The following is a 12,361-nucleotide window of genomic DNA, read 5'->3' as shown; positions in this document are numbered from 1 at the left end:
CGGCGCGCGTGCCGGTCAGGCGCGCTGAGACCCTGACACGCCCGAGAAAAAAGGCCGGCAATAGCTGCCGGCCTTTGCGTTACTGCGCGCTGCGCGCCGCGGGGATCACACGCTCAATTCCTTCCACACGGCCAACGGCGCTTCGGCGTGGTTGAGGGTGTAGAAGTGCAGGCCCGGCGCGCCATTGTCCAGCAGGTTCTGGCACAGCTCGGTGACCACATCCACGCCAAAGGCGCGGATCGAGGCCTTGTCGTCGCCGAGCTCGGCCAGGCGCAGGCGGATCCAGCGCGGCACTTCGGCGCCGCACATTTCCGAGAAGCGCAGCAGCTGGGTGTGGTTGGTGATGGGCATGATGCCCGGCACGATCGGCACCCGCACGCCCTTGGCCTGGGCCCGGTCGACGAAGTCGAAGTAGGCGTCGGCGTTGAAGAAGTACTGGGTGATGGCGGCATTGGCGCCCGCGTTGACCTTGGCCACGAAATGATCCAGGTCCGCCGACGGATTGGCGGCCTGCGGATGCATTTCGGGATAGGCCGCCACTTCGATGTGGAACCAATCGCCTGTTTCCTCGCGGATGAACGACACCAGTTCGTTGGCGTAGCGCAATTCGCCGGCGTCGCCGCCCATGCCCGAGGGCAGGTCGCCGCGCAAGGCCACCACGCGCCGCACGCCTTCGTTCTTGTAGGCCTGCAGGATCTCGCGCAGGTCCTGGCGCGAGGCGCCGACGCACGACAGGTGCGGCGCCGCGTCGCAGCCCAGGTTACGCAGCGTGCGCACCGCGTCGGCCGTGCCGGCGCGGGTGGAGCCGCCGGCGCCGAACGTCACGCTGACGTACTTGGGCTGGATCGCCAGCATCTGCTTGGCCGCGCGGACCAGCCGCTCCTGGCCAGCCAGGTCGCGAGGCGGAAAGAATTCCAGGCTGAACGCCGGAGAAGTCGAGTCGGACATATCGGATCAGTTATCCATAGCGCCATGCGCATTGCATGAAACAGGTGCCGCCCCCTCCGGGGTGCCGCGGAGCCGGCTTGGCCGGTCCGCTGGCACGCCCCCTTGAGGGGAAGCGCGTAGCGCTCGGGGGTGGGAATTCAGGGGATCAGTTTGGTAAGCAGGCCCGAGATGATGCTGTACAGGATCGCACCGCCCACGGCCCACCAGAACCCGTTGACCTGGAAGCCCTTCAGCACGGAGCCGACGAACCAGAACAACAAGGCGTTGATGACGATGAGGAAGAGACCGAGCGTGACGATCGTGATGGGCAGTGTCAGCAGCACCAGCACCGGCTTGACCAGCATGTTGACCAGGCCCAGCACCAGCGCGGCGATGAGCGCCGAACCGAAGCTGGCCACGGTGATGCCGGGCAGCAAGTAGGCAACGGCCAACAGGGCCACCGCGTTCAGGATCCAGACGAGTATCAATGCCATTGTTCGACCTCCTGTATTGACGCTCCGCGGCCCCGCCATCGCCAGGCGAGACGGGCAAGCCCCGCGGACCGGAAAGCCCGCGCCGACATGGCGCGGCACTTTCCTATTTTGCTACAAGCATCAGTAGCGGTAGTGATTCGGCTTGTAAGGACCTTCGACCGGCACGCTGATGTAGTCGGCCTGGTCCTTGCGCAGCGTGGTCAGGTTCACGCCCAGCTTCTTCAGGTGCAGGCGCGCGACCTTCTCGTCCAGGTGCTTGGGCAGCACGTAGACTTCGCCCGACTTGTAGGCTTCGTTGCGCGTGAACAGTTCGATCTGGGCGATGGTCTGGTTGGCGAACGACGACGACATCACGAACGAGGGGTGACCGGTGGCGCAACCCAGGTTCACCAGGCGGCCCTGGGCCAGCAGGATGATGCGCTTGCCGTCCGGGAAGATGACGTGGTCGACCTGCGGCTTGATCTCTTCCCACTTGCAGTCGGCCAGGCTGGCGACGTCGATTTCGTTGTCGAAGTGGCCGATGTTGCAGACGATCGCCTGGTCCTTCATGGCGTTCATGTGCTCACGCGTGATGACGTGGAAGTTGCCGGTGGCGGTGACGAAGATGTCGCCGTGGGCGGCGGCTTCTTCCATGGTCACGACCTTGAAGCCTTCCATGGCGGCCTGCAGGGCGCAGATCGGGTCGATTTCGGTGACCCACACCTGGGCGCGCAGGGCGACCAGCGCCTGGGCGCAGCCCTTGCCCACGTCGCCGTAGCCGGCGACAACGGCGATCTTGCCGGCGACCATCACGTCGGTGGCGCGCTTGATGCCGTCGACCAGCGATTCACGGCAGCCGTACAGGTTGTCGAACTTGGACTTGGTGACCGAGTCGTTGACGTTGATGGCGGCGAAGGCCAGCTCGCCCTTCTGCGACATCTGGTACAGGCGGTGCACGCCGGTGGTGGTTTCCTCGGTCACGCCCTTGATCAGGGCGAGGCGGGTCGAGTACCACTTCGGATCACGCTCCAGCGTTTTCTTGATGGCGGCGTACAGCACGCGCTCTTCCTCGCTGCCGGGGTTGGCCAGCACCGAGATGTCCTTCTCGGCCTTGGTGCCCAGGTGCAGCATCAACGTGGCGTCGCCGCCATCGTCGAGGATCATGTTGGCGTTCTGGCCATTGGGCCATTCGAAAATCTTGTGGGTGTACTGCCAGTATTCTTCCAGCGTTTCGCCCTTGACGGCGAAGACCGGCGTGCCCGACGCGGCGATGGCGGCGGCGGCGTGGTCCTGCGTGGAGAAGATGTTGCACGAGGCCCAGCGCACTTCGGCGCCCAGGGCCACCAGCGTCTCGATCAGGACGCCGGTCTGGATGGTCATGTGCAGGCTGCCGGCGATGCGGGCGCCCTTGAGCGGCTGCTTGGCGGCGAACTCTTCGCGGATGGCCATCAGGCCGGGCATTTCGGTTTCGGCGATGGCCAGCTCGCGACGGCCCCAGCCTGCCAGCGACAGGTCGGCGACGATGTAGTCGGAGAAGGATTTATCGGTGACAGCGTTCATGGTGTGTAGCTCCACGTGAATGACGAACGGCGCACGATACGGCCGGACAACGCGAAACCACCACGACAATCGAGTGCTCGCCTTTTCCGCCATACGCGACAAAAGGTGAGCGCCGTTGCTGTAACGCCGTGCGTGGCACGGCGCTTGAACAAGGATTCCTGAGCCTGGCGAACCGGGTTCCGCGGGCCATGGGAGATGGCGGGAACCGCGAGGTCGTCGCAACGCTCCTCAGGATTGACGGGCATTGTACCGGTTTGGCCCGGGCGGTGGAAAGCCCGATATGCAATGTCGGATCGGCGGCGGTCAGCCCGCCGGGGCCAAGGGCCTGGCCAGCTCCGCGCCGGGGGTCAGCGGCACCAGCGATGCCAGCAGATCCGTGGCCACGGCATCCCAGCTGCGCGTCAGGGCGTGCTCGCGCACGGCGTGCCGGTCCAGCGGCAAGGCGGCGCGGCAGGCGTGGGCCAGATCGTCGTCCAGGAAACCGGTGACGCCTTGCGTCACCACCGCCAGCGGCGCCTCGCTGCGGAACGCCGCCACCGGCGTGCCGCAAGCCATGGCCTCCAGCATCACCAGGCCGAACGTGTCCGTCAGGCTGGGAAACACGAAGACGTCCGCCGCGCCGTAGAACGTCGGCAGGGCCTCGTCGTTCTGCATGCCCAGGAACACCGCCTGGGGAAAGCGCTTTTTCAGCCGCGCCTCGTCGGGGCCCGCGCCCACCACCACTTTGCTGCCGGGCAGGTCCAGCGACAGGAACGCATCCAGGTTCTTCTCGCGCGCCACCCGGCCGACCGACAGGAAGACGGGGCGCGGCAGGTCCTGGAACGCCCGGCCCGGGGTGGGCTGGAATTTGCGCGGATCGACCCCGCGCGACCAGATGCGCAGGTTGGCGAAACCGCGCCGCACCAGGATGTCGCGCACGGTCGGCGTGGGCACCAGCACGCATTGCGACGGTCGGTGAAACCAGCGCAGGAAGCGCCACGGCAACGCGGCGGGAATGCCCATGCGCGCCTGCAGGTAGTCAGGGAACATGGTGTGGAACGAGGTGGTGAAGCGCCAGCCGCGCGACAGCGCCATGCGCCGCGCCGCCAGGCCCAGCGGGCCTTCGGTGGCGATATGGAGCGCGTCGGGCACGATATCGCCCAGGATGCGGCGCAGTTGCCGCCCCGGCTGCAGGCACAGCCGCAAATCAGGCTCCGAGGGGGCCGGCACGGTGCGGCTGCCCTGGGGATTCACCACGATCAGCTCGTGGCCCCAATCGGTGAGAATCTGCTGCATGGTCGTCCAGGTGCGGACGACGCCGTTGACTTGCGGATGCCAGGCATCCGTAACCAGGACGATGCGCATGATGGGGCCGGAAGTGGGCAATAGCGCGATTTAGCCCGCGCCATGTGACACCCTCAAGACCGCGCCCGGCGCCGCCGGCCTAGTTGTTGCGGCGGGGATACCCCTGCGCCTTGATGCGGATCCAGACCTCGCGCTTTTCCTCTTCCGTCATGAAGACCCAGTTGGCCACTTCCATGGCCGTGCGGCCGCAGCCCCGGCAGATATCGTCGAACAGCGTGGAACAAACGGCAACGCAGGGGGAATCCGAGGCCCGGAAGGCGCGCTGGGCGTCCTCCGGTTCAGGCAATTCGGTCAGATCGGCAAAAGAGGGATTCATGGCCGAAGGTTACCACCGGCGGTGCGTCCCTTTTTGGATGGCCCTATCGCCCGCCGTGGCTTGATTGACAACAGGGCCAAGGGACCATCCAGGCCGCTGGCCTGACTGCCCGCCGGTGGCGACGGCCGGCGTGGAGGGCGATGGAAAGTCGCCAAGCAGGCTGCTGCGGCACCCGCGCTGGCCCGTGCCGGCCGCGAGGGCAGCCGCCTCTATTCCCGCCCGCCCCAGCCGAAAAAGCCGGCCACTTCGCGCAGCAATGCGTCGGGCGTTTCCTCGGCCAGGTAGTGGGCGCCGGGCAACGGTCCGCCCGTGACCTCGTCGGCCACCGCCCGCCACAATCCCAGCACATCGAAATTGCGCCCCACCGCGCCGCGCTCGCCCCACAGCACGCGCAGCGGCATGCGCAGGCGCTCGCCGGCCGCGCGGCCCTGGCGGTCGTGCTCCAGATCCAGCGTGGCGGACGCGCGGTAGTCTTCGCAGATACCGGTGGCCCAACCCGGCAGGCGCGCGGCGCGTTCATACTCGGCCATCGCCTCAGCGGAGAAATGCGCCAGCCCGCCAGGCCGGCCGCCCATCACCGAACGCAGGTAGAACACCGGGTCGCGTTCGATCATGGTCTCCGGCATGGGCGCGGGCTGGATCAGCCAGAACCAGTGGTAGTAGGCCTGGGCGAAGGCGCGGGTGGTGTTTTCGTACATGTCCAGCGTCGGCGCGATGTCCAGCAGCATCATGCGCCCGACCGCGTCGGCATGGTCCAGTCCCAGCCGGTGCGCGACACGCGCGCCGCGGTCGTGGGCCAGCACATCGAAACGTTGATGGCCCAGGGCGCGCATCAGCGCCACCATGTCGGCGGCCATGGTGCGCTTGGAATGCGCGGCATGGTCCGGCATGGCGGCCGGCTTGTCGCTGTCGCCGTAGCCGCGCAGGTCGGCCGCCACGCACGTGTGGCGGCGCGTCAGCTCGGGCCACACCCGGTGCCAGATGGCGTGGGTCTGCGGATGGCCGTGCAGCAACAGCAGCGGCGGCCCCTGGCCGTCGATGCGGGCGGCGATGTGAATACCGTTGACCTCGTGGCGGCGCACGGGAAGATCGAAGAAAGCGGTCATTGCGGTCGGTGCCTCTCAGTCTGTGGCGTTCATTGGCCGAGCCGGTCGCGCACGCGGCGCGCCACGTCTTTCATCCAGGGATGCCGCGCCCAGTGGCCGGCCTCGAAGTGTTCCACATCCGCCAACTGCTGTAACGAGGCGCCCACCATGTCCTGCCCTTGCGAGAACATGCGGCGGTGCCGCGCCGGCAAGTCGAAATGCCCGGTCCAGCCGTCGGCGGCCCGCACCGTGCCCGCCAGCGCGTCGATCTCGACGCGGTTGGCGCCGGGGTCGGACACCCACGCCAAGAGCGCGTCGACATCGGCCGGCGGCAGGCTCACCAGCAGCAGACCATTATTGAGCGCGTTGAAGTAGAAGATCTCGCCAAAGCTGGCGGCCACAACGGCGCGGATACCGTACTGCATCAGTCCCCAGACGGCATGCTCGCGGCTGGAGCCGCAGCCGAAGTTGGGGCCGGCCACCAGCACCGACGCGCCCGCGTAAGCGGGCTGGTTCAGTACACAGTCCGGCCGCGGCTCGCCGTCGGCGTCAAAGCGCAGGTCATAGAGCAGGCCGCGATCCAACCCGGCCTTGTCGATGATGCGCAGGAACTGCTTCGGCATGATCTGGTCGGTGTCCAGATTGGAATACGGCAACGGCGCGGCAACGCCGCTGATGATCTGGTTCATTGCAGGTTCTCCAAGTCGCGCACGTCGACGATGCGGCCGGCCAGCGCGGCGGCGGCGGCCATGGCCGGGCTCATCAGATGGGTGCGCCCGGCGCGGCCCTGGCGGCCCTCGAAGTTGCGGTTGGTGGTGGATGCGCAGCGCTCGCCCGGCCGCAGCACGTCGTCGTTCATGGCCAGGCACATGGAACAGCCCGGCTGGCGCCATTCGAAGCCGGCATCGACCAGCGTGGCGGCGATGCCCTCGGCCTCGGCCTGGGCGCGCACCGCGCCCGAGCCCGGCACCACCATGGCGCGCACGCCATCGGCCACCTTGCGGCCACGCACGATGTCGGCCACCACGCGCAGGTCCTCGATGCGCCCATTGGTGCACGAGCCGATGAAGACCCGCTCGATCGGCACCCCGGCGATCGGCGCACCGGGCTGCAGGCCGATGTATTCCACGGCCTTTTCCAGCGCCAGGCGTGCCAGCGCATCCGGCTCGGCCTGGGGATCGGGGACCGTGCCGGTGATCGGCATGGCCTGGTCCGGGCTAGTGCCCCAGGTCACGAACGGCGCGATCAGCGCCGCGTCGAAGACATGCTCGGCGTCGAACGCCGCGTCGGCATCCGTGCGCAGGGTGGCCCAATAGGCGCGCGCCTGCGCCAGTTCGCTGGCGTCCAGGTGTCGCGCGCGGGCAGCGACATAGGCGTCGGTGGTGGCGTCGGGTGCGATCAGCGCGGCGCGGGCGCCGGCTTCCACCGTCATGTTGCACAGGGTCATGCGGGCCTCGGCCGACAGGCCTTCGATGGCGCTGCCGCAGAATTCCACGGCATGGCCGCGCGCGCCCTGCGCGCCGATGCGGTGGACCACGTAGATCACCAGGTCCTTGGCCGATACGCCCGCGCCCAGGCGGCCGTCGACGCGGATGCGCATGTTGCGCGCGACCCGGTAGACCAGCGTCTGCGTCGCCAGGATGTGCTCGACTTCCGAAGTGCCGATGCCGAAACCCAGCGCTCCCAGCGCGCCGTAGGTGGTGGTGTGGCTGTCGCCGCACAGCACCACCATGCCCGGCAGGATCATGCCGTGCTCGGGCGCGATCACGTGTTCGATGCCTTGCAACGGGTCGGTGGTGTCGAACAGCGCGATGCGCTGCTCGTCGCAATTGCGCTTGAGGTTGCGGGCCTGGCGCGAGGAAGCGTCATCCGCAATCACGCGCAGCGCGGCCGGCACCGGATGGGTGGGGATGATGTGGTCCACCACCGCCATCTGCTGCGCGGGCCGAAGCACATCGCGGCCGCGCGCGGCCAGGCCGCTGAAGGCCTGCGGACTGGTGTATTCGTTCATGATGTGCAGATCCACGTACAGCAGGATGTGCTCGTCGTCGATGCGGGCCACTTCATGGCTCGCCACCAGCTTGTCGTATAGCGTCATGCCAGGCATGTCGGTGCTTCCTTGCTTAGAACAACGCGCCCACGCGAGGCGCGCGATGTGTCGCCGGCCGTCAATTGGCCTCGATGCCGGCGTCCTTGACGATGCCGGCCCAGCGCGTCATTTCGCCCTTGACCATGGCGTCGGTCTCGGCGGGCGTCGAAACGAGCGGATCGAACCCTTCGCGGCGCATGCGATCTGACAATTCGGGCGATTGGAGGGCCTGCGCCAGCTTGGCGTTCAGCGTGTCCACGACAGCCTGCGGCGTGCCGGCCGGCGCGCTGACCGCGAACCAGGTGGTGAAGGCATAGCCGGGCAGGCCGGACTCGGCGATGGTAGGCACGTCCGGCAGCAGCGGCGAGCGGGTGGTGCCGGTCACGCCCAGTGCCTTGAGCTTCTTGCCGTCGACCTGCGGCTTGGCCGCGGACAGCACGGGGAAGCTCATCTGCACCTGGCCGCTGATGGTGTCGACCATGGCCGGACCGCCGCCCTTGTAAGGCACGTGCAGGATCTGCGTGCCGGAGACCGCCTTGAACAGTTCAGCGGCCATGTGAAAAGTGCTGCCCGTGCCGGCGGAGCCGAAGCTGAGTGCATTCGCCGGGCGCGCGCGGATGTAATCGAGCAGTTCCTTGACATCGTTCACCGGCAGCGACGGTGACACCGTCAGCACATGCTGCGAAGTTCCAACCGTGCCGACCGAACGCAGATCGCGGGCGGTGTCGAACGGCATGGCGCGGAACAGCGCCGGATTGATCGCCAGCGACATGGTGTTGATGCCCAGCGTGTAGCCATTGGGCTCGGCGCGGGCCACGGCGGCCATGCCGATGTTGCCGGAGGCGCCGGCGCGGTTTTCGACGATCACGCTCTGGCCCAGGGCCTTGCCCCAGGCGTCGGAAATCAGGCGCGCGGCGATATCCACGCTGCCGCCCGGAGCGAACGGCACCACCAGGGTGATCGGGCGCTGCGGAAAGGCATTGGCTGCCATGGCCGGCGCCGTCCAACAGGACGCGGCGGCGGTCAGCGCGCACAACAGATGGCGGACTTTCATGGGTGGGTCTCCTTGAGGGCGGCCGCGTCAGGCGGCTCTGTGTATCGGTCGACCCAGTGTATAAGTCCGTTCCATTCTTATAATGGATGAATAAAATAAATCTTTATTAAATTGAATTTATAAATAAATCCATGGACGCGCTGTCGGACCTAGCCTTCTTCTCCCTGCTGGTCAAGCACGGCAATCTGTCGGCCGCCGCGCGCGAGCTCGGCCTGACGCCGCCGGCGGTCAGCACGCGGCTGGCCAAGCTGGAACAGCGTCTGGGCGTACGCCTGCTGAACCGCAGCACGCGGCGCGTCAGCGTCAGCCAGGAAGGCGAGCTGTACTTGGCCGAGGGTAGCCGCATCCTGGCCGATCTTCAGGCGCTGGAACGATCCGTGTCGAGCAGCCGCGCCCAGCCGCAGGGGCTGCTGCGCCTGAACGCCACCTTCGGCTTTGGCCGCGCCCACGTGACGCCCGCCATCTCCGATTTCGCGCGGCAATATCCGGAAGTGGAAGTGCAACTGCGCCTGACCGACAGGCCCCTGAACCTGATCGAAGAAGGCTTCGACGCCGCGGTGCGCTTCGGCGACTTGCCCGACGCGCGCCTGACCGCGCGCAAGATCGCCTCCAACCGGCGCCTGCTGTGCGCGTCGCCGCGCTACCTGGAAACCTTTGGCGAGCCGCGCACACCCGGAGAGTTGCAGCGCCACCGCTGCATCGTGGTGCGCGAGAACGACGTCGCCTACGGCACCTGGCGGCTCGAATCCGGCTCGCGCACGGAAACCGTGAAGGTGCGCGGCCCAGTCAGTTCGAATGACGGCCAGAGCGCGCTGGAATGGGCGCTGGACGGCCACGGCATCGTCATGCGTTCGGAATGGGAGACCGCCGCGCTGCTGCGCGCCGGCCGCCTGCGCCAGGTGCTGACCGACTGGGCGACGCCGCCGGCGGACATCCACGTGCTGTACCCGGAGCGGCTCAACCTGCCGGCCAAGACATTGGCCTTCGTCGATTTCCTGGCGCAACGCTTCGCCCGCCACCTGCGCGCGCCGGGTTCGCAGGCCGCCGTGTGGTGACGAACGTCCCGCGCGCTGTCAGATCTCGTCGATGGCGGTGCTGGCCGGCATGTCGCCGATGGCATAGCGGTCGCGCGTGGTGACGTAGAAGCTGGCGCCAAAGCGGCCCACCGGAAAATAATCCTGCAGCCGCACGCGCCAGGTGTCCGTGTCGATCAGGCCGTCGCGCGCATGCAGCCAGCGCACCTGGCCGATGAAGATCTGGCGGCTGGCGGTTTCCAGGGTCTCGAACAGGGTGCATTCGAATGCCACCGGCGCCTGCACGATGCGCGGCGGCGCCACCCGCTGGCTGGGCGCGGCGTCCAGGCCGGCGTGCGCCAGCTCGCTGACGTCGGCCGGCAGGCGGTCGCCGCAGCGGTGCATCTTCTCGGCCATGGCCTCGTCGGTCAGGTGCACCACGAATTCGCGGTCGCGCGCGATGTTGCGCGCGGTGTCCTTCAGGTTGCCATCCTCGAGCCGGTTGATGCTGACCATGATGATGGGAGGATCCTCGCCCAGCATGTTGAACATGCTGAAGGGCGCGGCATTGACCACGCCGGTTTCGGACAGCGTGGTGATCAGCGCGATCGGCCGTGGCACGATCAGGCTGGCCATCAGCTTGTAGCGCTGGTATTCGGTGATTGAATCGAAGTCGATGTCCATGTCAGGCCATTCCCAGCATCTGGGCCAGGGTTTGTGCGGGCTGCGGGCGCTCCAGGCTGATGCGCCGCTCCAGGTCCGCGAGATGGTTGTCGTTGATCTTGACCGCCTCGGCCACCTGCCCCTGTTCCATCAGATCGACGATCTGCACGTGCTCGCCATGCTCGCAGGCGGCGTTGCCGGGCGGTTCATACAGCGCCACGATCAGCGAGCAGCGCGACACCAGTTCGGCCAGGTAGCCGTGCAGGATGGCGTTGCCCGACAGCTCGCCCAGACGCACATGGAAGGCGCTGGCCTGGCGCGCCCAGGCAGGCTGGCCGGCGCGGTGCAGCAAGGCGTGCTCGTCGCGCAACTGCTTGCGCAGCGAGGCGTAGTCGGCCTTGGTGGCGCGCGCGGCCGCCAGCGGCAACAGGGCCGCTTCCAGCGCGCGCCGCGCCTCGAAGATCTGGCGCGTGTCCTCGGGGGTGGGCTCGGCCACCACCGCGCCGCGGTTGTGGTGCAGGTCGACCACATGCTCGTGGGCCAGGCGCTGCAGCGCCTTGCGCGCGACCGAGCGCGAAACGCCGAAGATGTCGCACAGCGCCGCCTCGGGCAGCTTGGTGCCCGGTGTCAGCCGCTGGCTCATGACACTTTCATAGACCGCCTCGCAAATGCGGCGCTCCATGTCGGCATCGGGGGCGGTGTCCTCCAGGTGTTCGGACACGGCGGCGGCGGCGCGGCGCGAAGGCGTCGCCCTGGGACGGGATTTGGCGGGATCGCGGGTAGGCATGGCGGACTCGGTGGCAACGAAGACAAAGGGTCGGTCAACGGGAAGACAGTCCGGGCGCTGGCGACAGTCCATCGACGTGCGCGCAGATCTGGCCCGGCGTGGCGAACCAGATCTCGCCCCGGTCGCGCGCGGCCGCCAGCGGGGCCAGCGCCCGGCGCAGGTGCCGCAGACGGTAGGGCTGCCCCACGATATACGGATGCAGCGCGATGCCCATCACCAGGGGCTGGCGCTGCGCCTGGAGCCGCATTTCCTCGAACTGGTCGAGAATCATATCGGCAAAATCGCGCGCATCCATCTTGCGGCCCATGATCATGGGAATGTCGTTCAGCTCCTGCGGGTAGGGAATCGCCCACAGATCGCCGCCACGCGTGCGCATGCGCGTGGGCTGGTCGTCGTGGCACCAATTCAAGGTGTAGCGGTAGCCGGTCTCGGCCAGCAGGTCCGGGGTGGCGCGGCTTTCCGAAATCCATGGCGACAGCCAGCCGGCCGGGGCGCTGCCCGCGTGGCGGCCGATGCGCTCGCGGCAGTGTTCAAGCAGCGCTCGTTCCTCGGCCTCGCCCAACCCTCCCTGGCGATGCGCGTTGCTGTAGCCGTGGCCGATCAGCTCGTCGCCGCGCGCCAGGCAGGCATCGACCAGTTCCGGACAATGGTCATACAGCGCGGTGTTGATCAGCGCGCCGGTCGGCAGTCCCAACGCGTCGAACAGTTCCAGGCAGCGCCAGGCGCCCACCCGGTTGCCGTACTCGCGCCAGGCGTAATTGAGCACATCCGGATGCGGCGAGGCCGGCCCCAGCTCGGCGCCCAGCCCCTCGCCAAAGGCGAAATGCTCGATGTTGAACCCCAGGTAGACGGCCAGCCGCGCGCCGTTGGGCCAGGCGTAGTCCGCGCGGCCGGTGATGGGCTGGTAGGCGAAGCGGTCGTGGCCGGCCAGCGGCGCGGGAGACCAGGGCGCGGCAGGCCCCGCATTAGTGCCTTGAAGCAGGGATGGATTCATTTTGGTGCAAATCCTGATGCATGATTGTGAACAAAAACCCTGTTCTTTTGAAAACA

At 67.6% G+C, this 12,361-nt stretch carries 13 protein-coding genes and 1 riboswitch; of the genes, 1 reads left to right on the top strand and 12 read right to left on the bottom strand.

The genetic code is table 11. The features are described 5' to 3' along the window. Positions 1-105 precede the first annotated feature (105 nt). The 9 genes from metF to HV742_RS05495 form a co-directional block, all read right to left on the bottom strand. Positions 106-948: a methylenetetrahydrofolate reductase [NAD(P)H] gene (metF, locus tag HV742_RS05535; RefSeq protein ID WP_054418482.1), complete on the bottom strand. Its 843-nt coding sequence runs from the start codon at positions 946-948 to the stop codon at positions 106-108. Positions 949-1,085: 137 nt separating this feature from the next. Next, positions 1,086-1,421, bottom strand: a complete 336-nt coding sequence (locus HV742_RS05530; protein WP_006389784.1) for a phage holin family protein — start codon at positions 1,419-1,421, stop codon at positions 1,086-1,088. 120 nt (positions 1,422-1,541) lie between these two features. Then, entirely contained in the window at positions 1,542-2,960 is a 1,419-nt protein-coding gene (gene ahcY, locus HV742_RS05525; RefSeq protein ID WP_049077027.1) for an adenosylhomocysteinase, read from the bottom strand. Positions 2,961-3,060: 100 nt separating this feature from the next. After that, positions 3,061-3,196, bottom strand: a riboswitch (S-adenosyl-L-homocysteine riboswitch). A gap of 67 nt (positions 3,197-3,263) precedes the next feature. After that, positions 3,264-4,304 carry a glycosyltransferase family 4 protein gene (locus HV742_RS05520; RefSeq protein WP_049077029.1) on the bottom strand — a complete coding sequence of 347 codons (1,041 nt, stop codon included), beginning with the start codon at positions 4,302-4,304 and terminating at the stop codon, positions 3,264-3,266. A 79-nt stretch (positions 4,305-4,383) separates the two neighbouring features. Continuing rightward, positions 4,384-4,620 carry a DUF1289 domain-containing protein gene (locus HV742_RS05515; protein ID WP_047993175.1) on the bottom strand — a complete coding sequence of 79 codons (237 nt, stop codon included), beginning with the start codon at positions 4,618-4,620 and terminating at the stop codon, positions 4,384-4,386. A gap of 209 nt (positions 4,621-4,829) precedes the next feature. Beyond that, entirely contained in the window at positions 4,830-5,726 is an 897-nt protein-coding gene (locus HV742_RS05510) for an alpha/beta fold hydrolase (protein ID WP_175144649.1), read from the bottom strand. Between the two features lie 29 nt (positions 5,727-5,755). Next, positions 5,756-6,394 (bottom strand): 3-isopropylmalate dehydratase small subunit, encoded by a 639-nt coding sequence (leuD, locus tag HV742_RS05505; RefSeq protein WP_175144648.1) that lies wholly within the window; start codon positions 6,392-6,394, stop codon positions 5,756-5,758. Beyond that, positions 6,391-7,812 carry a 3-isopropylmalate dehydratase large subunit gene (leuC, locus tag HV742_RS05500; protein WP_175144647.1) on the bottom strand — a complete coding sequence of 474 codons (1,422 nt, stop codon included), beginning with the start codon at positions 7,810-7,812 and terminating at the stop codon, positions 6,391-6,393. Before leuC ends, leuD begins: the two co-directional genes overlap by 4 nt. A gap of 61 nt (positions 7,813-7,873) precedes the next feature. Continuing rightward, positions 7,874-8,848 carry a Bug family tripartite tricarboxylate transporter substrate binding protein gene (locus HV742_RS05495; protein WP_059272820.1) on the bottom strand — a complete coding sequence of 325 codons (975 nt, stop codon included), beginning with the start codon at positions 8,846-8,848 and terminating at the stop codon, positions 7,874-7,876. Between the two features lie 131 nt (positions 8,849-8,979). Between HV742_RS05495 and HV742_RS05490 the strand changes: the two genes are divergently transcribed. Continuing rightward, positions 8,980-9,903 (top strand): LysR family transcriptional regulator, encoded by a 924-nt coding sequence (locus tag HV742_RS05490; RefSeq protein ID WP_175144646.1) that lies wholly within the window; start codon positions 8,980-8,982, stop codon positions 9,901-9,903. Positions 9,904-9,921: 18 nt separating this feature from the next. Here the strand turns inward: HV742_RS05490 and HV742_RS05485 are convergent, their stop codons facing one another. The 3 genes from HV742_RS05485 to HV742_RS05475 are packed head-to-tail and all read right to left on the bottom strand — an operon-like array spanning position 9,922 to position 12,305. Beyond that, complete coding sequence (locus tag HV742_RS05485; protein ID WP_175144645.1) at positions 9,922-10,545, bottom strand: flavin reductase family protein; 624 nt, start codon at positions 10,543-10,545, stop codon at positions 9,922-9,924. A gap of 1 nt (position 10,546) precedes the next feature. Further along, positions 10,547-11,311, bottom strand: coding sequence for a GntR family transcriptional regulator (locus HV742_RS05480; RefSeq protein ID WP_006389774.1), 765 nt, complete (start codon positions 11,309-11,311; stop codon positions 10,547-10,549). Positions 11,312-11,345: 34 nt separating this feature from the next. Then, entirely contained in the window at positions 11,346-12,305 is a 960-nt protein-coding gene (locus HV742_RS05475) for a polysaccharide deacetylase family protein (protein WP_063583725.1), read from the bottom strand. Between the last annotated feature and the right edge of the window lie 56 nt (positions 12,306-12,361).

The sequence above is a fragment of the Achromobacter ruhlandii genome (assembly GCF_902859695.1).
GTDB lineage: Bacteria > Pseudomonadota > Gammaproteobacteria > Burkholderiales > Burkholderiaceae_B > Achromobacter > Achromobacter ruhlandii.
The sequence above is the reverse complement of the archived record's forward strand: the minus strand, read 5'-3'. Positions and strand labels throughout refer to the sequence as shown.

Excerpts from the sequence above, each read along its gene's own strand:
- HV742_RS05490 (WP_175144646.1), top strand. The coding sequence starts at position 8,980 with ATGGACGCGCTGTCGGACCTAGCCTTCTTCTCCCTGCTGGTCAAGCAC.
- HV742_RS05480 (WP_006389774.1), bottom strand. The coding sequence starts at position 11,311 with ATGCCTACCCGCGATCCCGCCAAATCCCGTCCCAGGGCGACGCCTTCG.
- leuD (WP_175144648.1), bottom strand. The coding sequence starts at position 6,394 with ATGAACCAGATCATCAGCGGCGTTGCCGCGCCGTTGCCGTATTCCAAT.
- HV742_RS05515 (WP_047993175.1), bottom strand. The coding sequence starts at position 4,620 with ATGAATCCCTCTTTTGCCGATCTGACCGAATTGCCTGAACCGGAGGAC.
- HV742_RS05530 (WP_006389784.1), bottom strand. The coding sequence starts at position 1,421 with ATGGCATTGATACTCGTCTGGATCCTGAACGCGGTGGCCCTGTTGGCC.
- HV742_RS05485 (WP_175144645.1), bottom strand. The coding sequence starts at position 10,545 with ATGGACATCGACTTCGATTCAATCACCGAATACCAGCGCTACAAGCTG.
- leuC (WP_175144647.1), bottom strand. The coding sequence starts at position 7,812 with ATGCCTGGCATGACGCTATACGACAAGCTGGTGGCGAGCCATGAAGTG.
- metF (WP_054418482.1), bottom strand. The coding sequence starts at position 948 with ATGTCCGACTCGACTTCTCCGGCGTTCAGCCTGGAATTCTTTCCGCCT.
- HV742_RS05510 (WP_175144649.1), bottom strand. The coding sequence starts at position 5,726 with ATGACCGCTTTCTTCGATCTTCCCGTGCGCCGCCACGAGGTCAACGGT.
- HV742_RS05495 (WP_059272820.1), bottom strand. The coding sequence starts at position 8,848 with ATGAAAGTCCGCCATCTGTTGTGCGCGCTGACCGCCGCCGCGTCCTGT.
- ahcY (WP_049077027.1), bottom strand. The coding sequence starts at position 2,960 with ATGAACGCTGTCACCGATAAATCCTTCTCCGACTACATCGTCGCCGAC.
- HV742_RS05475 (WP_063583725.1), bottom strand. The coding sequence starts at position 12,305 with ATGAATCCATCCCTGCTTCAAGGCACTAATGCGGGGCCTGCCGCGCCC.
- HV742_RS05520 (WP_049077029.1), bottom strand. The coding sequence starts at position 4,304 with ATGCGCATCGTCCTGGTTACGGATGCCTGGCATCCGCAAGTCAACGGC.